The following is a 26,774-nucleotide window of genomic DNA, read 5'->3' on the forward strand; positions in this document are numbered from 1 at the left end:
CACCATTTTGGAAAAATGCTGTTCGAAAATAGGTTAACCGGTTCATAAAACCGAAAATTGACAGGTAGTGAACTAGTTAAATATTACGAATATGGAAATATAACCATTACATTTTGTTTAAGATTAATAATATGTAAGCGATTGAATTTTTTTAATCAGAAATTGGTATAGTGACTAAAACAATAAGCCGTGAAGACAAACGATTGCACTAGAATAGGGTTTCGTAAACAACGTTTTAAGTAAAACGTATTACTAAAGTGGAACGGTCTAATAATTGAAAGAAAATGTGGGCGTCAATCCCTACAGTGACGCGGTTTTAAAGCATTGAAAAGTATGTTATAAATGACGCTGTAACTTTTAGTTTACCTATTAAAATAATAATCAGTAAAAACATTGACTAATCGTATTTTTATTCATACTAAATGATTTAACTATAACTCGTGGGGGAACATTATTTTGAGGAAACGTCTATACGCGTTAGCGGGGGCAGTTATTGCAAGTGCCTTTTTCAGTGTCACAACCGTCAAAACAATCAGTGCTGAGGCGGATACGACGCCGGCGGTTGCAGCAACTAGTAGCACGGCAGGGAGTCAACCGAGCGCGGCTTCTAGTGATGCAAGTAGCGCCAAACAGAATACAAGCAGTTCAGAGAATGCACAGCCAAGTTCTGTTGTTGATTCATCAACTAAAGCTAGCGAGCCCGGTGAGAGTTCAAGCTCTACTGCATCAACGACGACAAACAGTGCGCCGTCGCAGGCGTCTAACTCCAGTGTTGGTAGTTCAAGTAATGTGGCCAGCAACACTGATTCCAGCAAAACAGCTAACATGGCAAGCAGTAACGTTGATTCTGATCAAACGCAGTCGACACCTAGGAATGATAGTAGTAATGGGAGTTCTACTGCTCCGGCTGCGACATCAACGTCAGCGTCGACGTCGGCAAACACCAATCCTGATGCGGCTGGGTCCAAATTTGGTGGCGTGAGTCCTGGAAATACGGGAGAACAAAATAGCTCGTCCAGTAAGACGCAATCTGATGTGACATCAGGTCAAACGGATTCTAACTCAAAGGGCAATACAGCTACTACGGCTGTAACACAGCCAAGAGAGAAATATGATCATGGTGATAATAAATCAGCAGATGATCCTACTGCCAACAGTAACGCTATCAATGCTAATAATAATGCCGCGAATGGCGCACATGATTTAGGCACTTATATCCTTGATGAAAATGGTCAAGATGGCGCGAACGCAACACAGGATGACAAGGCAGCCACCTTGCATGCAAAGTTTAATTTAACATTTGATAATGGACAAAACACATCGGTATTGGATCCGAATAAGGTGACAATTGATTCTCGCATTCATGGCGATATGGCATTTGCCATTGATAATGCAATCTGGAAACATATGGTCACTGGTGATACGTTTACGTACCAGTTGCCCAATGGATATCGAGTGACCGAGGATACGAGCGGCGAACTGACGCTTAATGGAACACTTTACGGTACTTATACAGTAGGTACCAATGGGAAAATCACGATTGTCTTTTACAACCCCCACATAACGGGTCAAACTGGTGATAATCCGATTCAGTCAGGTTCGGGTTCGGTAACATTTGATGCCTTATTTAATAAGGATGTTATCAAAACTTCTGGGCAGCACAATAATGAGCTGAAATTGCCTGGTCAAGAAGATCATGATGTCATTGTTGTTCACCCAACAACGACTGAAAGCATTTCAAAAACGGGTCAAGTTAATAAGAATTTGGATCCTGATCATGTAACATGGAGTGTTTACATGAACAGAGATATTCAAACGCTGACCAATGCTACGATTACCGAAAAATTTGATAGCCAAGTTCACTATGATAATGTAAATGCACCAGTCCAGATTTTCGGCATTACTGAACGCACAGACGGTAGCATCGTTCAAGAAAACGGACAAGACAAACTTGGCGACAGGCTACTTGAAGACACTGATTACACTGTTGATACAAATGGAAATGTTAAATTTTTGCATCCAATTAATTCGCCTTATAAGTTAATTTACACTACTAGCATCAAGGAACCGGTCGATGATAAGGGCAAAATTAAGACTGGTGATCTTAACATAAGAAATGATGTCTACCAAGGTGCAGATGAACAAGGTACAACGCAGATTAATGCGTATACAACTGTGAGTGCACACTACGAAGGTCTGTTAACTAAAGCGGGTCCAAGCACACCAACAAAAGATGAAGAATTGCATCATATTTACTCATGGGAAGTTGGTTATAACCATGGTACAGACACCTTAACAGGTGACACGAGAACTTACACAGATGAAATGGGTAAACCTCAAACGTTAGTTGATGATTCTGTGATCGTTACGGAAATGGCCTACCACCCTGAAGCAACGGATTCCAAAAATGCTTTTCAGAAAACGGATCATGTTTTAATTGCTGGTAAGGACTACACGTTAACTAAAGTTGTCCTGCCAGACGGTAACAACGGTTTTACCATTGAATTTCCAGAAGGATTCAAATTACCAGTTAACATTAACTACAAAACGGAAATATCAGAAAAAACGGCTGTTGTTTCTACTGGTCAAATTACTAATGATCAGTTTGATAAGGGCAGCGAGAAAATCGACGGTAAAGACGTTAACTACAACCCGGTAACCAGCACAAACGGTACTGACAACACTGGTTACAATTCCGCAATCGAAATTGTTAACCACGCTGAAGTTAATGGTTATGATACACAGACGCCAAACCCAGTTACTGCGGTTGGTTATAATCTGACTAAGAAGATTGCCGGAGCTGATGTCGGATTTAAAGTTATTGCGTGGCAAACAGATATTAACAAGTCTGGCTATGTGATGAATAATTACACGCTAACTGACACGTCAGCGCACGGTGGCTTAAGCAAACCGTTTGTACCTGCAAACAATCAAGAAATTTTACCGAATGCAACTAATCAGCCTAAAGTAAAAATCATCGACAATAATGCTACGATGCTCGATAACAATGGCAAGTCAATACCTAAGCAGTTAGTTGAAAACATTGACTACACGTTAACCACGCTAACTGATGCTGCCGGTCATGCACAATTTGTTGTTAAGTTTATTAATGACTATGCGACAACAAATCATTCATTTACGATGACTTATTCTACGACATACGATGTCACTAAATTGACAACGCCAAAACCAGATCAAGATTTGAAGTTCAGAAACACCGTGGACGCAACTTGGACAGACACAAACAGTAATCCAGTTCACGATACGGCCAATGTAGATTATGGTGCTCGTAAAGAAGAAGCTATGCAGGGTAAAAAAGAGGCATGGTACGATCCAATCACTAAGAAAATTCATTGGTTGATTGTTTCTAACTACGACACTTCTAACTACAACCATTACGAATTATTGGATCCAATTCTCGACAATCAAAAGTTGGTTTCCGGTAGCATTCTGATTACTCAAGGATCAATTGGTGGGAATGGTCAATTTATTGGCAGTGTGACGAATCCTAGCTACGCAAAAGTTACCGTATACAACGGTTATGTCGATACGACGACAGGAAACTTTAAAATTACAGGTCTGGTTAAAAGTGATGGCACTGTAGTTGATGTCAATGATTTACAAGAGTCAGACTACTCTGATTATATAAATTACGACAAAGGCGTTAACGATCCTGATCGTCAGTATTCATTAGTTAAGAAGACAACTACGCAGGAAATCTTCATTCAATTTGGTAATGAAAAAGAACCATTACCACAAATTACGGATACACAACACGAAAACCGAACTAAGATGGCGTTTCAGATTGAATATGAAACAAGCGTCGATGGTGTTCAAGTTCAAAGACATTATGATAATGATGCGTTAACAAATTACCCTGTCAAGGATGACAAAACAAAATGGCGAATCGTTGTTAGTGCTGGTGTTGATACTTATAGTGGTAAATCTTATATCAGTAAAAAGGGCGCGGCTCCAACTGATAAATCGAATCGAGCCAGTTGGACCGTTGACATTAACCGAAGTCAATCAACGGTTGACGATGCAAAATTCTCTGATTCACCTTCTGTAAACCAACTAATTGATCCGAAGTCAGTTCATCTTTATGGAGTTAAGTTATCGACAAAACAAATTACACCAGAAGCTTCTGGCAAAGATCCATTTAATGTTTATACAGATGATGTTGCAGATTCTATAAGGAATAATAAACAAACTCAGTTAACTGCAGATACGAATGCCGAGTTAAAAGGCCTTCAAATTGATTACGTATTTTCTTCATTATCAGAAAAGGATCAACAGGCTACTAAAGATGCTTTACGAAAACAGGGTTACGATTATGTTTATCAAATTCAAACTGATTTGACTACCGGCCAACAAACACTAGTCCTTACGTTTTTGAATGCTATTAGCAAGTCATACGTCCTTCAATATCAAACGAAAATGTACTTTGATCGTGGCAATATTGTGGACGGGAAAGCCACCTTTACTAACAATGCAACATTGAACGGTAATGAAATCGTTCCGAATAAGAATGATGAAACCGACCAGGATAGCTTTGATATCACAACAAGCTCTGCAGAATTCATTGGATATTTTTACAACATAAGCCTCACTAAGAAAGTAACAACGGATAATTTCACCGGTGAAACTAAATTACTACCTAATGTTCGGTTCAACTTGTATGAGAAAGATGCTGACGGCAACTATACTCTAATTCGTACAGGTACAACTGGTGATGGTGAGGTTGATGGTAACAGCAAGGATAAGGGTGTTATTACCTTTAAGAATCTTCCTGGTTATCATGAAGATGGGACAGTTATTACGTACTACCTTCAGGAAATGAACCCGTCAGCTGACTACATTACGCCGACAGACCTAGATGGTTCGTGGATGAAAGACACAGATGTTAATCACCCGAATAAGAACCATGTCATGCGCAGCATTAATGTAGAAATGTTGCCAGAAGACAAAAATACGGCTGCACAAACAGGGACAGTCTGGAACCACTTGGGACAAGTTATCCTTACCAAAAATGGTGAAACCGAAGACAATAATTCTAAAAGTGATCAACCACTTGCCGGTGTTAAGTACCGACTTGAAATGTTGAAAAACAATCAATGGACACTATACACTGACGAGACTATTGATCCTGCGACAAAGAAAAATCGAGATTACAGTAGCTTGATCACGGATTCTAAGGGTCAAATTTTGGTTGCCGGTTTAAGGCCTGGACAATACCAGTTTGTTGAACAGACAGCACCTAAGGGATTTTTAGTTAACGAGACACCAATTCCATTTATAATTTCTGCAATGGAAACGGATGGTAACGAGAGTGAAGATTATAAATACGGTAAGGATCAGAAAAATCCTAATTGGATTGCCTCTCCATTTGAGCAAGAAAAAGCAATTGCACTGAACGTTGCTCAAACAGATTATCTTGGATCAATTGAATTTTATAAAGTTGATTCAGAAAACAAGCCACTTGCTGGTGCTACGTTTGAACTACTAGGCGCTAATAATGTTGTTAAAGACACTCAAAAATCTGATGATGCTGGATTAGTTCGCTTTATTAATGTTGCAGCTGGTATTAACTACAAGATTCGTGAAATTGACTCGCCAAATGGTTATATTAAATCGGATGGAATGCAGGTCATTTCTGTAGTAATGCCTTCTGAGACAGCAGATGGTCACAGCGACATTGTTAAAGGCAATGTCAAAAATTACAAAGAACACATTGTCTTAACCAAGGTCAGCAACGATGGTAGTCAGGTAGTCGGCGCTACCTTCATTTTAAAGGACGCTCATGGTAACACAATCAAGAGCATGACGATTAATGAGGATGGCACGCAAAGTGATGTGTGGACAACGGATGACAAAGGGCAACTCAACATTACTAATTTGCCAGTTGATGCCTATACACTTCAAGAAACATCTGCTCCCGCCGGTTACATTGTCAATAACACTATTTTGCATTTTACTGTTGTTGACGGACAGGACAATGACATTACCGAATTCACTTATACAGATGACAAAGGTAATGTGAAAAAAATTAGTCAGTTAGTTGACTATCGTGGCCAAATTCAGATCACGAAAATTGATGGGGCAACGAATACGTCATTAACAGGAGTTGTTTACCGTTTAACTGCCGATGATGGCGCAATCATTGATGCAACGACTGATCAAAATGGGATTGTTACATTCAAGAACTTGAGCAGTGGCACGTACCGGATTGTTGAAATCCGCGCTTTGAAGGGCTACGCACTGGATAGGACCGTGCATGAAATTGTAATTGCTGGCACAGTTCAGAATAATGACGATGCCAATTATGACGTTCACGTTACCTATGCCAACTACAAGAACCAATTAACGTTTGTTAAGCAGGGAAGCGATAAGACTGGTTTGGTTCCCGGTGCAAAGTATAAATTAACGAACACAACATTAGATACATCAGCTGAGTATGTGACTGATCAAAATGGCCGCTTTGTAGAAACTAGTTTAAAAGCTGGTGTTTACACGTTGAGCGAAGTTTCAGCTCCAAATGGCTACTTGATTAATCCTGATGCCTTGACCTTTACGGTTACTGATGATGGCTTGATTAACAACTCAAGAGCACTGACACTGAGCCAAATCGACTATCACGGTTATGCTACATTGCACAAGATTAACTTTGTCGATGGAAAGTCATTGGGAAATGCCATTTTTGGTGTTTACGATGAGCATAACAACTTGCTCCAAACGTTAACATCAGGTGATGACGGAATGATTAAGACGGATGCCTTGAGTGCCGGTCATTACTTCTTCAAGGAACTCAAAGCACCAGCCGGTTTTGTCCTGAATTTAAATACCATTGCGTTTGAGATTAAAAATGGTAATCAGGATGACACAGTTGCAACTGGGGACTTTGCAAACTGGCAAGGTGCCGTTAAGATGACTAAATATGGTCAAACGGACGTGCACGATGTCGGTACGCGAACAATGTTAGCTAACACGAAGTTTGAACTCTGGTATGTCAATGACGACGGTACTCAAGAACGCGTTTCCATTGACGGCAATACAGAGTTTACAACTAACGACAATGGTCAAATCTTCATTTATGGTTTGAAGCCTGGTAACTACTATTTCAAAGAAATTGCTCATGCGCCTGGTTACATTCTTCGTGACGATACGCCGGATCTTCAACCAACAAACTTGATTAAAGGTTTGAATGCTGATTTGAGAAAACCGCATGGCTTGGAATTTTATCGAGTTGATGGTGCTGAAGCTGTCACTGAGAAAGATGGTCACGTTAAGTCTGCTCCAGATGGTCGTGACTTTAGTAATCGTTTGTACTTCATGGTAATGCCAGCGAATGACGCTCCAGTTGTTACATTTGCTGGTGATCAAACGAACTATCAAGGTTCAATGAAGTTTACCAAGACAAACAGTAAGGGTGATAAGCTTGCCGGTGCTGTTTACCAATTGCTTGATAGTGATAAGAAGGCTGTTGAAGTCACAATGGATGGCAAGCAAGTTAGCCAACTTACTACTGATGCAAATGGTAACTTCACCATCACCGGTCTAGCACCTGGCACTTACTACTTGAAGGAAATCACCGCACCTGATGGTTACCTGATCAACGACAATGTTGATGAAACGAAATTTGTTATTGCAGACACCACTCGTGGTGGTCAAAGTAACGTAACTGCTTCACAGATTGATTACCAAGGCAGTATCAAACTGACGAAAGTCGCTGCCGAAGATGGTCACGTGTTGGCCAATGCAATGTTTGCACTGCTCGATGCCGACAAGAATGTTATTAAGACAGACTTGACGACGGATGCCAACGGGACGTTAACCGTTACTGACTTGAAGCCTGGTACTTACTACTTCAAGGAAACGGTCGCCCCAACTGGTTATCAATTGAGCACTGAGTTGTTGAAAGTTGTCGTTCTGGATCATGCAACTGACGAACCTGTCGCTGTCTCGGCTAAGTTCCAAGACACACAGGTACCACCAGTTACACCACCAACCACACCAAATATTCCGAATATTCCAACCACACCGACGACACCGAATGTACCAAACATTCCGAATACACCAACGACGCCGAATGTGCCGAATATTCCGAACGTACCAACAACTCCGGGTCAGCCAAACATTCCAAATGTACCAACGACCCCTGAAGTACCAAACGTTCCTACGACACCAACTGTACCGAACGTACCAGTAATGCCAAACGTACCAAACAAGCCAATGACACCAACGATGCCAAATCAACCAGCGCGTCCAGCTAAACCTGAAACGCCGATTGTATCAGCACAAAATGGTTCTTATGCGGCTGTCGCTGTTACTCCTGTAGCATCACAAAAACTTGTTGCCAATGGTCGTCCTGCGGGTCAGCCTGCTAAGCAAGAAGGACATGGTGTGACTGGATTACCAGAGACTGGTGAAAAATCAGCTTCATTACTAGCGATGCTTGGCGTAGTTCTGCTCAGTGTTATTGCAGGATTTGCCTACTATGTGCGCAAACAAGAAGCTTAATCGAATAGGTATTGCGGAAAGACGATTGCGAGGAAACTCATGATCGTCTTTTTTGTACGTGCAAATTATTTTAGGTAATTAAATATTTTTTAACTAAATTGGTATAGTTACAAAAATGATTATTAATAAAGGCAAACGATTGCACTTGTTACGCGATAAAAGCGCTTTTTAACCGTAGTGCAAAAGTGAAAACTGAAACATTGGTTGTTCCAAAAGCGGCAAAAAGCGCAACCTGTCTGCCTTTTAAAGGCAACGTTTCTATGGTATAAATACCCACAGAATAAATTTGATTGCTAAAAGGTTAAGTTACTAAAACGCTTACACAATTTAATTATATAAATGTAATCGATTATGCATGACTTTCTCCGTTTGCAAACAACCATCGCAGACCTCTTTCCCATGCAAATTGAACAACCGCCAAGAGATTTAATGGTGATTAAAAATACAACTGGGTTTTAAATTGAGGGGTATTTAAACGAATGAGTTATAAACATATGCAACCAGAAACGAAGCTGCATTATCGGATGTATAAAGATGGCAAGAATTGGGTATTCGCCGCAGTTGCACTTGCCTTTTTTGGCGTGGGCGCAATGACGACCACTGTTCACGCTGCTGATGTAACGACGACAGATCAAGCCCCAATTGAAAAGCCCGCTAGTGCTCCGGCCAGTCAGGCCTCAAGTGCTGCGGCTTCGCAAACATCAGCTGGTAGCGAAAAGGCCTCAACAGCTAGTGAAGCTACAAGTGTTGCTAGTTCTGCTAAAAGCGATGTGGCCTCAAACTCAGGCGCGGCAAAATCAGTTGCCCCAGCCAGCGAGCAACAATCACAGATTTCAGGTAACTCATCTAGTGAAGTTAAATCTGACACCCAATCAGTTAGTTCCTCTGAAAGTCAGAGTTCGCAGACTTCGACGGAATCTCAAAGTCAAGCTGCTGTTAAATCAGTGGCCTCACAAGACAGTCAGAACTCACAATCAGCATCTCTTCCCGTAACGTCAATGGCATCGGAAAACGCAACCATTGTTGCTAGAGCAAATCCACTTGAATTTATTGAAGAATCTGAATCCGCAAGTGCTGCCAGTGCCACTCCAATCACTAATCAGGAATCGACCCCACAAAGTGACCAGACGAGTGATGTTAATCCGGATGATGTAAAGTCTGATGATTCCGTCGATACAGACGGTAAGACTATTAACATTCATTCAGATAATTTTGATAAGTATTTTAAGACTAATGGTAATGCTACTTACGTTGGTGGAATTGTTCAATTAACTGATGGTCCAAGTCAAACGGGTAACATCACTTTAAAGAATCAAATTGATCCAGCGGCCGGGTTTAAGGTTATCGGTGGCGTGAGTATGACATCACCAGAACCAGATCCTAAGCACCCTGGTGAAATCACTGATGCTGACGGTATCTCTTTCATTTTTCATCCAGGTGGAACTGATGAAGTCGGTGGTAAAGGAGGTGCACTTGGAATTGCCGACTTACCTAATGCATTTGGATTTAAGGTTGACACGTATTTCAACGGAGACGATACTGACGTTCATTCCGATTTTTTACCTGATCCGACACGTGATCGTACGGGTAAGACGATAGCTGGTGGTGATGCTTACGGTGCCTTTGTTCACACTGATGCTTCTGGTGTCGCGGCTACTTATGGTGGCCCAGATGGGTTTGAATATCATCGGGAATATTTAGTAAACAAAAGTATAGGACTTACTATTGATGGTGCACTTACAACTCATGTAAATGCTAGTGGTGAATACGTTGATCATAAGACTGGCGTAAATACTACAACCGATCAGTCTGCAGGTGCTCTATTGGTTCGTACACCAAGACAGCTAAACAAAGCAGAAGTTCCAGTTGAAATTGATTACACACCTGAGCAACAGTTCGATGCTGATGGAAAACCCGTACTAGATGCAGAAGGTAACAACGTCTTTAAACACATTATGACTGTAAAATACGGCGTACAAGGTATTTCAGAGGATGATTTAACCAATCAACCCTTAAAGGAATGGAGTATTGATGTTACACCGTGGCTGACGCCAGATGGAAAAGGCGGTTATGAGCCATTATCATTTGCCATGGCGGCATCATCTGGAAACTATTTCAATATTCAAGGAATGAAATATGAAGGATTTTCCTATACTTCAAAGGCAGCAATCAACGTTAAGTATGAAGACGAAAATGGGAAAGAATTGCTGCCGACAGTAAATGATCACTACTCAATTGGTGATAAGTATGCATATTCGAATCCTGCTATTGATGGTTATCACTATGATCACACTATTGAAAGAACGTACGATGTTGCGACAGATGGCAAAACTGTCGCACATGATCAAATTGTGGATAATGTTTCAGGCTTTGCAAAAGTATTAAATCCTGACGTTATATTTGTCTATGCACCTAATGTGCCTGACACAACATTTTTACAAGTTATTCCAATGAGCGTTGAAAACGGGAAAAAAGCTACGAATATTGGTCAACAAATTATGAAAAAAGGGTCAATTAATACATTGCCTCTTCCAGAAATCCCTGGTTACACGTTATTACAAAGTGCTGATAAGAGTAAATATGTGGATGCCGACCCCTTTGATTATTCCCTCCAAGAAAATACGGCTACTTTTGCTATACAGCAGAATCAGGTCAATTCGTTTAAAGTTTGGTATGTACCGAACACTGTCACTTATACTGTAATTCCATATGATGTTAATGACCCACAAAGAACTTCATTAGTTACCGATGGCACTTTGACGAACCTGCCTACTTATTTTGGTCTAACAGGTCAGCAAGTTTTTTTACCCTTTATCAAAGGCTATGTTCCATTAGACGCACATCCACTTTCGCTTTCGTTTACTAAAACAGGTCCTGACGCGACATACGTGGAGTATGTACCGTACGAAATTGCGCCTTCCATCGGTTTGAATTATACAGGCGTTGTCGAAAATACGACAACAACAATAACGGTTGACTCGACACATACTATAGACACTAACGTTAAGCCTGTAATCACTGATGCAAAAGCTGATTTAGGAACAGCAACTTATGTTAAAAGTGACATTAGACCGGAAATTTCGTCTAATGTTACCATCAATGTACCATCGTTGAAACAAGAATTGATAAATAACAATAATGATACGTTGAGCGCTACTGATTTCTTCAAAATTAATAATGGTTCAGCTAATGAATATGCTTATACGGCAAGCGGAACACAAACACACGAGGTAGCCTATAAGGCAATTGCAACACCTCTTAAAGTAACTTTCGAAGATGAAAATAAAAAATCCTTGTTTGAGACGCAAATCGATGGTGGGACTGTTCTTGGTAGCTATTCAGTAACTGCACCGAAAGTGATTTCTGTTGATAATGTTAAATATGTCTTGCAAGGCAAGAATCTGCAGGAAGGCACATACAATGATTCACAAAATCAAGGCATTACCTTTGATTATGTGCGTCAAAGTGTAGTTGCTGGTCAAGACGTTGATATTATGGTTAACGATAAGGACTATACTGGAGAACGAAATTTTGTATCCGTTACGGATAGTCAAGGAAAAACCAGCTCAACTGACGATGTCGCTTTGAAACATGCTGCATATGAAACAGTGTCTGTTGATACCAGCAAGGTAGATATCACCAAACCAGGTATTTATCCGGTTACTATTACTACCAAAGATGGGGCGTCAACAACCGCTTATACGCATGTTGTTGAAATTGATTTGAGAGATTTGACACTTTATGTTGGGGATACATGGACTGAATCTGATAATTTCGTGGGCGGTACTACGGCCGAGGGCACTCAAATGTCGTTTGACAAGCTAAAGCTAGTCTCTGGGAGAATCTCTACTGATTACAAGTCAGACAAACAGAAAGTTGTATTTGAATACGGTGACCCAGTTTATGCGACGGCGTATGTTACAGTTTTGGATCGTCCTATAGTCACAGCGCCAGGTAAGCCAAGTGAAGGCACTGAAACCCCAGATACAAAGCCAGCACAACCAGTTACTGGTGATAAAACGTCAGTAACGACACCGGAGCAGCCAGCAACTGTTGCCGAAACACCAACACCAGTTGATCAGGAAACCACACCGGCCCAAATCCCCGATGTGCCAGCTAAACCAACGATTCAAACTGAACCTGCACAACCAGCAACGGTCGCAAACGTAACGCCAAACGTGCCAACTCAGCCAGTGATGACACCAACGGCTACTGCCCAACCAACGACGCCTGTGTCATCAGATCGTCCTTGGGACCCAATCGAACTGCTTATGACGGATGATGATAATGGTCAAATTATCACAACCACTGAGATTCAGGGTTACACTGGCAACTGGGTTTACATTGGCAACATGATTCCTGCGGGCTATCATTTGGCACCAGGTCAAAGTGACTGGATTTTGTTGAACGATGTCACACCGCAGACAGTTCATTTAGTTGCTAACACCGTTGACCAAACGTCAACAGCGGTTGCAACTCAGACAACGGTGGCTTCTGCAGCAACGGCGCAAACTGTAGCACCAGTTGCTCAACAGAGTGTGCCCGCAACTGTTGCTAAAGAAGCATCTGCACCAACAACGAAAACTACTGATGAAACTGATCAATCTGCTGCAGCAGAGTTGCCACATACTGGCGAACTCGCTACGACAGCAGCAATGGGCACTGGTTTAGCATTATTAACTGGTTTGCTCTCCTTGTTCGGTCTTCGTCGCAAGCAACATTAATCTTTAAAATGAGTTACCAAAAAGGCTAAATTCGATTAATTTCGGATTTAGTCTTTTTTTGTCGTTCTTGATGACCGTCAATTATCTATTGCGTATTCCCACCTATACTGAATTCATCATCAAACGAAAAGGGGAGACATTATGAAATTTCAACGCTGGATTCAGCATCACACGAATCAAATTACGGCAGTCACAGCCGGTTTAATTATTCTCGGTTTCATCGGTCGCTTCACCGGTCAACCGTGGTTAGACACATCGGCGTTTGTTCTTGCTTCAATTATTGCGGCAACACCGATTATCATCAGGGCCTGGGAGGCACTGAGAGTTAAAACAATCAGTATTGAATTATTGGTGAGCATCGCAGTTATCGGTGCGTTTGTTATTCGAGAATTTGATGAATCTGCAATCGTGACCTTTCTATTCTTATTCGGAACGTTCCTAGAAGAAAAGACGTTAGCGCGAACGCGAAAGTCAATCAAGTCGCTCACCGAAATGGCACCAACGACTGCGCAAGTTGTCCAACCTGACGGAAGTGTAAACGAAACGGATGTTGATTTTGTTGACGAAGGCGACGTCGTGTTGGTTAAAACGGGAGCTCAGGTGCCAGTGGATGGCAAAATCGTCAGTGGCAGTGCCTATCTGAATGAGGCCAGTGTTACGGGTGAATCAAAATTGGTCACTAAGAGGCCGGGTGAATTGGTCTACTCAGGAACAATGGTCGATAACGGGACTATTCAAGTTACGGCAACCAAAGTCGGCGACGATACTACGTTTGCCAAAATCATTGAATTAGTTGAGGATGCTCAAGATACCAAGTCCCATGTGGAGAAGTTTATTGACCGTTTTGCCACGTATTACACACCAGCCGTGTTGCTTCTCGCATTGCTAGTGGGGATATTCTTCCGCGACTTCAAACTGGCGATTACAGTACTGGTTCTTGGCTGCCCAGGGGCCCTGGTAATCGGTGCCCCCGTTTCAAACGTCGCTGGTATTGGTAATGGCGCTAAGAATGGCGTTTTGATCAAGGGTGGCGAAGTGGTCGATACGTTTAGTAAAGTTGACACCTTGGTATTTGATAAAACGGGCACGTTAACGAAAGGGAAAACTGAAGTTGCCAGTGTTCAAACGTACGGAGATAGCCACGCGTTGGCGTATGCGGCAGCGATGGAACGGGAATCGGATCATCCTTTGGGACGTGCAATCGTGGCTTACGTAACCGAGCACGAACTTGCTAGTGATAGTCTGGTCGTCCAGGCAACTAATACGATTAAAGGTCAAGGGATGACGGCTGAAATAGAGAATCACGACGTTGCAGTTGGCAATCAGACGCTAATGAATGCTGAAGGCGTGATTTTGAACGATGCTCAGCAGAAAACATTGATCGCAATTCAACATCAGGGTAGTTCCACTGTTTTAGTGGCCGTGGATGGTGCGTTACAAGCCATTATAGGCATTGCAGATGTCATTCGCGACGGTGTCAAAGATGATTTACGCCAGTTAAAGGCGATGGGCGTTGAACGGCTAGTGATGCTCACTGGTGATAATGAACTAACAGCTAAAACGGTTGGCAGTCAGCTTGGTATGGATGAGATCCATGCAAATTTGTTGCCTGAAGAAAAGGTGACGTTTGTTAAACAACTTCAAGATGATGGTCATACGGTGGCGTTTGTCGGGGATGGTATTAACGATAGTCCGTCAATTGCGACGGCCAACATCGGCATTGCGATGGGCGGTGGAACTGATGTGGCCGTTGAAACATCCGATATCGTTTTGATGCAGTCGTCGTTTGGCGAGCTAATTCACGCGTATGGATTGGCAAAAAAGACGGTTCGCAATACTCGGGAAAATATCATCATTGCAATTGGTACAGTAGTATTTTTATTGATTGGTCTAATTTTCGGCTACATTTACATGGCCAGTGGCATGTTTGTTCATGAAGCCAGTATTCTAGTGGTTGTTCTTAACGCAATGCGTCTGATTCGCTATACGCCAAAGCGAATAATGGCGTCAAACAAACCAGCTAAGCTAATCAAGTCGCCAGCCGCAATCAATTAGTTGGGCAGACTTGATGGGCATCAATTATTAATCATTATTAGCCGGTTAGACTGGTGGTAATCAAACAAAGATGGAGGTTATTCAAATGAGTAAAGCAATTATGCAGTTAGACGCGTTGTCATGCCCATCGTGTATGCAGAAGATTCAAGGCGCATTGGCCAAACAAGCAGGTGTTGAAGATGTCAAAGTGTTGTTCAACGCGGCTAAGGTCAAGGTGAATTTCGATGAAAAGATTGTGAGTGCCGATGCTTTGGCCGACGTTGTTACAAAGTTAGGTTATGAAGTTAAGGGCGTAAAGGTGAAAGTTGCTCAACAATAAGTCAAATTGAGGGTGGAGAATATGACAACAGCAATAGAAGATCGTTATCAAGCAGAATTAAAGCAATCAGACATTGATCATCACACGCCAACGGCCGGTGCAATGGCTGGTCACATTGTGGCAAACCTAGTGGTTCTCGCCAACAAGTTACAACAGGCAAAATGGTACGTTAAGGGACCTGAACGCTTTTCCTTAAAGCCAGAATTTAATCTGTTGATGAAGACAACTCAAAATCAACGTGATGAACTGGGCGAAAGATTGTTGGCTGAGGGTGAAATTGTGCCAAGCACGACTTCAGCGTTTACTGAATATGCGATGTTGGAGGAAGCCGGTCAAAATAAATATCAAACAGCCTCTTGGTTGGTTAATAACTTTGTTCATGATTTTGAAACAAACAATTTATTTGTGACACGGGCAATTAAGCTTTCGGAAAAAGAGGATCGGCCCGCATTAACCCAATATTTGACAACGCTACTCTTTGAAAGTAGAAAGACTATCGCTGATTTACAGGCATATTTAGGCAATGATGCCAGAACTGGTCTAGATGACGAAGATGATGACGATGAGGACTAACGCAAATAACTGAAAAGTGACGTTACAAAGTGGTTGATATACTTTGTAACGCCTTTTTTGTATTTTGAAAATTGATTACCCCAAAAGAACGCCAAGTTTTGTCTATTGAGAAGGATCTCAGTTTTTGAATATAAATATTTTTATCCCATTGTGGAACACACTGTTAAATCTGATTTAACAGCATCTGTATAAAATTCCTTATATTAATAATTTAATAAATAAATTGTCAACAGGATGTTGAATTAATGTTTGAGAAGAACTACCGTGTAACTGAATTGAAACACCGGTAAAACTAGCTTTATTCCTCCTTTTAGAGTCGCCATCAACACAGATTCAACCAGTAATAAACGAAGGTCAATTTAATTCGATGACCACGGTTTGGCCAGATTGCCACGCAAAATTGACTCGGAACGTGCCATGCGCCAGGTAGCTGTTTAGCGGGAGTTTTCAGTTGGGTAAGGAAACCTTGAGGAAATGCAGATTAAACTGCAGGGGGCATTTATGCTAAAACGCAAATTCCAACATATGCGAGAGCGAGAACACTACAAAATGTACAAGGCGGGTAAGGCGTGGTTGTTCGCTAACATCATTGCGGTCGGTTTTGGGTCGGCAATGATTATAACCGGCCAGACGGTCTTGGCCGATAACACAAGCAAACAGATTTTAACGCAAAGGGTTGCAACGAATGCGCTTCCCAATGCGTCTGCCAGTGTTACGACACTATCTGCTTCCAGTGCGGGTGAACCTGCTCAAACGCGAAGTTCAGCAAATGCTGCTAGTAATGCGGATAGTGGCACATTGGTTGGCGACACAAGCAAAAATGCCACATCTACCAGCGCAACGATGAGCGCTCGATCAGATGGTCTTTTAGAAAAGAAGGGGCAATCCAGTGTCTCTATGGCGGTTAGCCAAGCCGCTAGTGCCGAAAGCAAGATAGCAGCTGGCAGTGTTTCATCATTTGCGGGGCAAAACGGTGTCCGAAGCCGAAACGAGGTCACTAACAATACAGCGACAATGTCTACTGCCAGTAATTCAAAGGCTAGTTTGGTGACAAACAGCGGTGACGCGGGCAGTGACGTATCCACCGATCAGGTAGTTAAATCAGTGTCTAGACAGCGATCCACTAGCGCTATTTGGCAGCAGATGGCCGACAGTCAAGCCGTTGTTTCAGTGAGTGCTAAACAAGTCGTTTCTGGAACAAAAACGACTGAAACGTCTTCGAACGGGGTCAAGATTGACTTGTCAGCCGGAGCATCTAGTGCAGACATTCAATCAGCGAAACGGCATGTTGAAGCTCAACACATCAATCCGGCTCAAATCACGGCACAAGACGCCACAACAGACGATTATTCAACTGGTGAAAGTGCTGCCGTGGCCACGCTAACTGCCGCTTCCTATGCGCCGGAAACCGATAATAACGGGGTAGATATCAAGAATTGGTTGGGCGATGTCAGCTATTCAACGATAGAGTCGCAGCTGGCCACCGTATCAAGCAGTGCTAACGGTGTGGCATCTTCGGCGATGATTGCTGATGCAAAAATGGTTGTCGAGACCTGGGTTACCGATGAATTGAAAAAGGTTAACTGGACGACACTGTCTCAAAGTGCGGACTATGTTAATGGCGCCAACGATATTGTTAAACTGGGCGTCAATGCGTCAGCTAACCAGCAAAATGGTTATGCCGATACGATTAAGGCGTATTTAAAGGGTCAATTAACGGCGGAAGCCTATTATTTATGGCTACTTAAAGTTGAATATAATTCAACCCAAAGTCGCTATTTTGGGCCACAAGGCCTTAAGGAGACGTTCATAAAGCTCAAAAATGATCTGAATGTCGCTAAGAATCTTAACCAACTTTCTGGCGATCAGGCTAATATGTACAATTTAGGGTTCGACTTTGCCTATGACTGGTTTGTCGGGGATGCCAAGTTGGGGATGAACTGGGATAATTCAATGATTTACGAGGTCGCAGCTAACATGGGGAATGCTGGGATGACTCAGGTATCATGGACAGCTAGTAAAACCAGCAATAATGACGCTATATTTCTCGATCCGGTCGAGACAATGCTTAGTAACAATCCCTTGAGTAATGCTGTCGACGTAACATCACTGGAAAATGAGATTTACACCCAAGCGTTTAAGGATTACTACGCTGACTGGCAAAACGTGGTCGCACAGGGGTTCAAACAGGCTACCGTTGACGCATTAGCCGGCAAGGCGTTAGCCCTGGATAATTCAGTTAGCGGTACCGTTGCCACTGCGGCCATTGAAACGGAAGCACCAGACGCTTACAAAGCCATTCCGGGCACGAAAACGAAGGGGCAATTGGCCTTATTTGTAAATGCATATATTCTGGCGAAAGCGTACCTAAGCGGGCACTATAATAACCAGCCTATTAATGAAAATAATAATGGCGCTGGTAACACACCGATTCCCGATGCCGGTGTTTTCCCGACCACACCGGTTGCGGGTCAAGTTGTCTCACCACTAGATTTAGCGATTTACTCTGTATTAACAGGGAAGACGTATACCTATAATATTTCACCTGCGAATAACCCGATTGTGGATTCGAAATATCAGACGAGAGCAACAAAGGATTGGATTAGTGGCCCGGCACAAAACGATATGTACCAATTGGCTTGGAATGCTGCCAACCAAGCTAAAACGGACTTTTTGGCGGATATTCAATTGGCTGTTAACACGGGTGATTTATCAAAATTGAACAGTGCGGCTACTTTCTTACCGACCGCTATGAGCCAAGGTATATTGTCCGCGATTCAATATGATTACTACAAAGCCAACTCGTATGTTTATTACAAAGTGTTTAGTGCACTTTATAAGAGCTTTTTTACTGATAAGGCTGGCAAGTTTGCTAACATTATCGCGCAGGTCGTTGCTGATGCTGATACTTATGTAAAACAGAGTGGTGATTCTCATAATGGTCAACCAATCGCACAAAGTTTGACAGCGGCACAAAGGAATAATCCTGATCTAACCGCTACAGTTACCGACAGTGATATCACACTAAATGCTGATGTGACTTATACAAAATCTTACTCCGAAAATGCTGATGGCACGCCTGTTAGCGGTGTTAAAATGCTAACACCATCGGCCACGACAATGATTAAAAGTGACCAAATTAGCAGTGATAATCAGAATAATGCAAAAAAAGTCATCCAAAATGGCCTTGATTACGCTTATGCTCACGAAGAAACGGTGGCGATTCCGGCATATGAAGCGGGTTATGCGGCAGCTCAAAAGAACCTGAATGTCACACCAACCGCGGGCCAACCGGCCTTAGGCAATCCAACTAAAGACACCTATCAATTTGAAGATAAAAGTACCGTAACGGATGTGCTGACACCAGTGCTGATGACAACTAATCCCAATGGTTCGACTGTTTGGCAAGTTCATTATAGTAATGCTGATGGCACCAGCGTGGTGGCTACTATCCAGCGAGCGGCCGATGCAACGAGTCCGGATAAAGGGGCAGTGACGGGACTGGATGTCGCCGTTTATGATAACCAAGGGACTGTTCTGAACGATAGCGGAATGCAAAAAGCTACCCAGGATAGTGTTGGTTATACCAGTGTTCAATTAAATGCCAATGTTATAAACGATGGTTTGAAGCAAACAACTATTTCAGTTAGTATCAACGATTCTGGGGCAGTTGATTATGAGTTTGTCCGTGATGTGCTAAATACAATAACATTAACACCAAGTGCCGATGGTACAGCAATTACGAGTGACGGAACCAATTCCGGAACACTCTATCAGGCCGGTTGGAACTACAAAAAGTCGTTTATTAGTCAACTAACGTTGGTTCAACAAGTAGCTGACCCCAAGTTTGAAAATGACAGCGTAGGCGGAAAAAATAATAAGTTAACAGACGACCAAACGTATGCCGGTTTCTTTCAAAGTACTGATAAGGATGGCAATGTTGTTCATAACAGTACTGTTCAACTCGTGACGGTGGCAGATACGAGTGGTACTGACAATCCTATTAACAAGACTGTCACTAATCTTGATGGTTCTAAAGTGGCCATAACGATAAACAGCGATGGCAGTTTGACCTATATCGTTTATGATGTTAATGGTCAAGTGACTGCAACAAACGGATCAGGAACGCTCGGTACGCAGGATCGCCAAGTCATAATCACGAATCAAGATGCAATGGCTAACGAGAAGCCCTCACAGGTGGTCATTACGCGTACAGCAAATGATGCTATTACAATTACTGAAATCGGCCTTCAGGATAAGATGATTAATGATTTCAACGTGGCAAACACCCAATCCACGGCTGAAGCGATAGTAACAGAAGGGAAAAACGTTGAACCATCGTTTTCATCAACAACAATCGTGGTTCTTGGCAAGGCGCTTCACGCAGGGGTCGTACTCGTAGCGGATCCTAAGTTTGGCACCAACGGTATTAAGAGTACATATGACCGCAAAAATACGGATGGTACTGTAACAGTAATCGCAGATAATGCTGATGGGTTGAAATACCACGGATATGTGCCTGATTCACAATCCACGGATAATACTAAAGACTACGGAACAGCCGAAAATTCAACGGCGACGATTCAATATATTGCGACCAATGTGTCAAATACCGCTACGAAAACAACGATGACGGTGAATACATCAGTGGCTGGACCAACGGTTACAATCTTTCTTGGTAAAGATGCCAACGGCAATATTCGGTCAACAACATCGTTTGATCCAAGCAAGGTAACGACTAGCAATACCGGCAGTGAAATTTTTGAGTGGGCTGGCGTTACTAATTTGCCTGCAGGGTGGACCTATAATGCTGTGAATCAGACGCTCACTTATGTACCGACTACAGTCGTTGATAAGAAAGCGTTAATTAGCGAAATGGCAAAGGCCGGCACGTACGTCGTTAACTGGTCAGATGCTCGTGATGCGACAGCTCCCGCGCTCATTGACCAGTACGGCGATGTCCTGAATCTGGTCATTAGTGCGCAGACAAAGAGTGAAAACAGCCTTACCGTCAATGTTGATACATCAGATGCAACGAAGGTTAATGCCGACCATCAATATACCTTTAGTAATGCTGACATCGTAAATGCCACTCAGTCGAATGATCCGAATGGTTTTGTGACTGCGTTTATTGAACATTTTGCTGGTACTACGGGCAAGATTTATGAAGGAACCATGAATGGAATGGTTCTACCTAATGGTGTTAAGTCAATTACGCTGAACGCTGATGGATCTGTAACCGTGATGTTTGATCCAGATAAGGCCACAGCCAACTATGATAAGGCGACGAACAAAAATGTAATTAAGTTAGTGTTGCCATTCACGGTTGATAGTAATGGCCAATATGTTCCTGATACTGGGGATGCTACTAACAAAACGCCGTTAGCTAATTTGACGTTGTACATGAATATGCAGGCCGATCTGAAACTTACATATCAGGCAGCGGCCGGTGGTGCTGACACGACAGTTAAAAACGGCAATGGCAGTGTGAATGTTGCTTATGTTAAGGCGGGGCAGGAGTTACAGTCTGCTGTGACTCAAAACGGATTGGCTTTAGGCAGTACGTACAATGCGACAGTTCCCGCCACAATTAACGCCGCTAGCACGGCAAACTATCAAGGTGCTTCTTACAAGTTGATCAACGGTATTGCAACGAATAATCCAACTGCGATTAATTTTAACGACGTACAATTGACGTTTGGCGGTAACACTAGTACCTATCTTTACGCGAAGACTTATGGCAGTGTGTGGAATGTAACAAATACGGCGCCATCGTTGACGGATGTACCAAGTGCATCAATGTCTGACGGAATAACGGCGACAATTGATTTAAGCAGCGCAGCTAAAGATTTTAATTGGCAAACAGTTAGTTTCCAGCCTGATGAAAACACAGCTACAAGTTACACAACTACAGTGATAGTTAACAAAGATGCTAAGCGTTTAACTGTGATCTATAAGCCAAAAACTGTGGCTGACGATCTGGATTTCCTGCAAAATACGTATCAAGACGGCTTCGACATGAATGGTTGGTTAACGGACACACAAACGCCTAAGGGTAGCGCAACGCCAGCAATGCATAATGCACTGTATGTGAAAACAAAAACCGCGCCGCTTAAGCTAGCCGATTTCACAAAAAAAGCGACGGTTAATGTAGCGAAAAGCGGAGACGGTTATGATGCTAGTGATAAAACATATACGTTTGATGTTCCAAGTACGGTTCTGAGCGTGAAAGAGTTGGCATTGTTAGCAAGTGGTCAAACATTAACATTAACCTCAGAATCATCACAATCAGATTTGGAAAAGGGTAATTTATCCGTTGACACTGATAACTGGAAGAATATTACCGGCGTAACCATTAGTTTGAGTGCCGATGGAACCTTTGCACATATTGTGGCCACGTTAAATACAGCGGTTGCCAAGAGCAATGTTCAAAAAGGTGCTGTATTGACATTAGGTACTGTTGGAGACTCGCCTTTGGCTTCTGGGATTCATTTGGAATTATCGCTTGTTAATGATTTAAAGCAACAGTCTAGTGGATTACCAGCGGACTTACCTAAGGAATCACAACCCGTTTATCCAACTGAAACCGACCAGGCGTTAAACAGTCGATTTGTTGCTAAATCGCAGGCAGTGGCAGGCTATGTAGTTGTGAGTGCAACGGACCAAAATAATAAAACGTTACAGATTACCACGAATGCTGATGGCAGTGCGTCATATGCGATTAATTACGACTGGGGTGTTGAAACGGGTGATCCGGTTGCTGACCAGATTACGTGGCAATACGCCCAGGCCGAGATTAATGGAAGCATCGGGTCACAAACCAAAGTTTATGGTGCAGATGATCCTAGCACGCCATATCCAGTGACACTACCGAGCTGGTTAACGGCACCTAAGTGGACAAAAGACGATTTTGGACGAGACAACGACACTAGCGAAGAAGTTGGTGACCATAATATTAAACTGAGCGCTCAGGGAATCAGTGATTTAGCCGCGGCAAACAAAAACTTTACGATTAATGCCACAACATTAGCCAAGTTGACTGATGGTACACTGACAATCACGCCTAAAGTAACGGTTAAGTATGTCGATCAGAATGGCAATGAATTGACGGGTAAAAAAGCAATCAATATAACTGACAAGAAAAAGGGCGCTGCAATAACGATTGACCAGCCAGATGTTGAGGGCTATACAATCGAGCGCAGTCAACCAACTAGCTACATTTTGACTGGCGATGGTACACAAACTGTGACGGTGGTTTACCGACAAAATGCATCTGTTACAGCTAACTATTATGTGGTTGGAACTACAAACAAGATTGCCAATTCCGTGACAACAAACGGGGGTGTCGGTTTGATGTACTCGACGAATGCGGCCCAAATTCCGGGTTATACATTAGTTGCCACGCCAACCAACGCTGCCGGTACTTATACAGGCGCTGGTAACACTGTTAATTATGAATACACTGTCGATTACACCATTATTCCGGTAGACGGCAACGGCAATGAAATTCCAAATGTGATAGCTCCCTCAGGTACAGGTACTCCGGAACAACCGGTCGCGCCAACGGGTGGATATCCAACGATTCCGGGCTATACAAGAACAACCACACCGAACGTGCCCGATAAGCCGGGACAGGTCAATGTCGTTTATACGCCGCTGACGGAAACCGTTATGGTCAATTACTATATCCAAGGGACAACGACCCCAATCGCAAGTTCTGTCACGCTGTCTGGACCGTTTGGCAGCGATTATCAGTCGACACCGGCCAATGTTAGCGGCTATAAGTTGGTTACTACGCCTGCCAACGCCAGCGGCATGTACGGTGTGACGAATGGCGCAGTGAACTACTATTACGAGCTCATTGTGACGGTTGTGTCCAAAACGCCGGATGGTAAGCCAGTCCCTGGCACGACGCCGACGCAACAGCCTGGGGTTCCGGGACAGCCGATTTCAAACGTCCCTCAAATTCCTGGCTACAAAGTCACGTTTGTACCAGAGGTGCCGGGTCAACCAGGCATGGTAGAGGTGATTTACACGCCGATAACCACACCTGGGCCGATGTCGATGCAGTCCGTGGACACACAGACTGTACCATCAGTACATGTGACAACGCCGGTTCCAGTTCAACTGGTTGAGCGAACGACTTCAGCACAGCAGACAACTGTTAAGATGACGGTTATTCAATTGGTTCCAGAGGTTCATACCTCTGCGCGCGTAGCTGCCAAGTCGCAGGTAAAGGTCTTACCACGTACGGGCCAGCAAAGTTCGTTTGCACTGGTTATTGCCGGGTTAGGCATGATGGCGGCAGGATTCATTTTCCTCGGTGTTCGTAGGTATCGCCGATCGTAAGAAAATAACAACATAAACTAGTTTTTACGAGTGTGAAAGACGTTAATCTCCGTATTGGAGGTTAGCGTTTTTTATTGAAAGTCGTTGGCAGATGATTAGAATGGTGAATAACAATGCCATCAGTCAGAAAAACTAAGATAATGGCAAACGAAGGGGGATGCATCAGTGTGAAAATTTTAGTGACAGGATTTGATCCGTTTGGTACGGATAAAATCAATCCAGCGATTGAAGCAGTGAAGCAGTTGCCAGCACAAATTGCGGGCGCCGATATTGTGAAGCTAGAAATTCCAACGGTGTTTGATCGTTGTGCAACGGTTGTTCTGAATGCCATCGAGCGTGAACACCCAGATTATGTTTTAAATGTTGGGCAGGCTGGTGGTCGGGCCGCTATCACACCGGAGCGAGTTGCCATTAATTTTGACGATGGCCGAATTGCGGACAATGATGGTTTTCAACCGATCAACCGAACGATTCAAAGTGATGGTGCGACGGCTTACTTTACTCAGCTGCCAATTAAGGCAATGGCACGCGCTATTCGCAAGGTCGGTGTGCCAAGTACAGTATCGACAACGGCAGGGACGTACGTTTGTAATCACATCATGTATCAGGTGCAGTACATGCGGGACAAGCATTTTTCCGCATTGAAGGCGGGATTCATGCACATTCCGTTTTTGCCCGAGCAGGTTGTGAGCCGTCCAAATGTGCCTTCGTTGTCATTGGCGGATGATGTGCGTGGCATTACGGCCGCAATTGAGGCAATGGTTGCTTACGATGGTAAACCAGATATTGAGAGTGTTGAGGGAACGATTGCATAAAATTCTTATGTACGTTGACTAGGAATTAAAAAATATTGTCCTGTCCAGTTAAGTTTGAGATTAAGAATTGTATTGTGCCGCAAGTGGACTAAAATAAATTTCTAGAGAGAGTTAAACGAAAAATATCAAACGGTTGGTACAGGATTGATGAAAACTTTAAAGAGCATTGTAAGTGTTATTACGGCGTTGTTGATTGGGGTAATTGTGGCGTTCGTTATTAAGGCGACATTATTTCAGTTCGCATATGTCGCAGGTCCGTCGATGCAACCTAATTTAGAGGATCGTGAGCGGGTGGCAATGTTCAACCGAGCTCCGATTCGTCATAACTCTGTGATTATTTTTGATGCGCAGGGTGAGGATCCTAACGCCACCTCACACATTGATTATGTCAAACGGGTGATTGGCATGCCGGGTGACACGGTTGAAAGCAAGAATGGTGTTCTGTACGTTAACAATCGTAAAATCAATCAGAGCTACATTGGTGCAACCGAACGTAACCAAGGGACTGGCAACTGGACCTTGTCGTCGCTGGCCGAGCAACATGATTGGCAGGTAAAGTCGTCAACAGTTCCGAAGGGGATGTACTTTGTACTGGGTGATCATCGTTCTGTTTCTAATGACAGTCGTTACTGGGGTTTTGTACAGCAGAAAAAGGTTGCTGGTGTGGTTAAAGTCCCATTTTGGACGAGTACTGCTAGCAAACGGTTTAATATTAATCAGGCTTACAAAACGTGGACGGCAGACAAGTGAATTTACTTAGTAGTGTTCCCAACAGCCTCAGTTTTTAAAAAGTATTCACCATGCCAAACCATCGGTTTGGCATGGTGAATACTTTTTTAGTCTCTTAGTCGCCTCTGTATGTCGAGGATATTGAATTAATCTGAATGAAACTTGATCGCACATATAATGAGAGAAGTTGTCCGTTTGAATTCAAGCAAGATTTTTTTGAACAAAACGCTTGACCGATGTTCGACTTGTTGATATAGTATTACTTGCTGCTACGAGAGGTCGTCAAGTTGCTAAACGGATTTCAAAAAAATGTTTAATTTCTTGCTTGACTGATTAGAAACAGCATGTTATACTAATTAAGTTGTCGCATGACAGTGATGTAGATCTTTGAAAACTGAACAACGTTTCGACGAATCAAATGTGTAGGGTCTTTGAACGAAAGTTCGAAGCAATTACAATTGTGAAGTCAATTCACTTTATAACCAAGTAACAACAAAACAAGAGCTATTTCAAATAACTCATTAATTTGAGAGTTTGATCCTGGCTCAGGATGAACGCTGGCGGCGTGCCTAATACATGCAAGTCGAACGCACTTCGGTTTTTGATTGACGGTGCTTGCACCAGATTGACGAGACATTGAAGTGAGTGGCGAACGGGTGAGTAACACGTGGGTAACCTGCCCTAAAGTGGGGG

8 protein-coding genes and 1 rRNA gene are annotated in these 26,774 nt (G+C 42.9%); all 9 read left to right on the forward strand.

What is annotated here, in order from left to right; all coding sequences use genetic code 11:
* Positions 1–456 precede the first annotated feature (456 nt).
* Positions 457–8,517, forward strand: coding sequence for an LPXTG cell wall anchor domain-containing protein (locus tag G400_RS0103515; RefSeq protein ID WP_017262576.1), 8,061 nt, complete (start codon positions 457–459; stop codon positions 8,515–8,517).
* A gap of 479 nt (positions 8,518–8,996) precedes the next feature.
* Positions 8,997–13,241 (forward strand): lectin-like domain-containing protein, encoded by a 4,245-nt coding sequence (locus G400_RS16390; RefSeq protein ID WP_017262577.1) that lies wholly within the window; start codon positions 8,997–8,999, stop codon positions 13,239–13,241.
* Positions 13,242–13,382: 141 nt separating this feature from the next.
* A complete protein-coding gene (locus G400_RS0103525) occupies positions 13,383–15,296 on the forward strand; it encodes a heavy metal translocating P-type ATPase (RefSeq protein WP_017262578.1) in 1,914 nt (637 codons plus the stop codon).
* An 85-nt stretch (positions 15,297–15,381) separates the two neighbouring features.
* Positions 15,382–15,615, forward strand: a complete 234-nt coding sequence (locus G400_RS0103530; protein WP_017262579.1) for a heavy-metal-associated domain-containing protein — start codon at positions 15,382–15,384, stop codon at positions 15,613–15,615.
* 21 nt (positions 15,616–15,636) lie between these two features.
* Positions 15,637–16,188 (forward strand): ferritin-like domain-containing protein, encoded by a 552-nt coding sequence (locus G400_RS0103535; protein ID WP_017262580.1) that lies wholly within the window; start codon positions 15,637–15,639, stop codon positions 16,186–16,188.
* Between the two features lie 501 nt (positions 16,189–16,689).
* Positions 16,690–24,537 (forward strand): MucBP domain-containing protein, encoded by a 7,848-nt coding sequence (locus tag G400_RS0103540; RefSeq protein WP_162129509.1) that lies wholly within the window; start codon positions 16,690–16,692, stop codon positions 24,535–24,537.
* Between the two features lie 167 nt (positions 24,538–24,704).
* Positions 24,705–25,352: a pyroglutamyl-peptidase I gene (gene pcp / locus G400_RS0103545; RefSeq protein WP_017262582.1), complete on the forward strand. Its 648-nt coding sequence runs from the start codon at positions 24,705–24,707 to the stop codon at positions 25,350–25,352.
* Positions 25,353–25,499: 147 nt separating this feature from the next.
* Entirely contained in the window at positions 25,500–26,102 is a 603-nt protein-coding gene (gene lepB, locus G400_RS0103550) for a signal peptidase I (protein ID WP_017262583.1), read from the forward strand.
* Between the two features lie 501 nt (positions 26,103–26,603).
* Positions 26,604–26,774, forward strand: a 16S ribosomal RNA gene (locus G400_RS0103555); the annotation flags it as partial.

This window comes from Furfurilactobacillus rossiae DSM 15814, from assembly GCF_000428925.1.
GTDB lineage: Bacteria > Bacillota > Bacilli > Lactobacillales > Lactobacillaceae > Furfurilactobacillus > Furfurilactobacillus rossiae.

Excerpts from the sequence above, each read along its gene's own strand:
- G400_RS0103530 (WP_017262579.1), top strand. The coding sequence starts at position 15,382 with ATGAGTAAAGCAATTATGCAGTTAGACGCGTTGTCATGCCCATCGTGT.
- G400_RS0103535 (WP_017262580.1), top strand. The coding sequence starts at position 15,637 with ATGACAACAGCAATAGAAGATCGTTATCAAGCAGAATTAAAGCAATCA.
- G400_RS0103525 (WP_017262578.1), top strand. The coding sequence starts at position 13,383 with ATGAAATTTCAACGCTGGATTCAGCATCACACGAATCAAATTACGGCA.
- G400_RS0103540 (WP_162129509.1), top strand. The coding sequence starts at position 16,690 with ATGCTAAAACGCAAATTCCAACATATGCGAGAGCGAGAACACTACAAA.
- G400_RS16390 (WP_017262577.1), top strand. The coding sequence starts at position 8,997 with ATGAGTTATAAACATATGCAACCAGAAACGAAGCTGCATTATCGGATG.
- lepB (WP_017262583.1), top strand. The coding sequence starts at position 25,500 with ATGAAAACTTTAAAGAGCATTGTAAGTGTTATTACGGCGTTGTTGATT.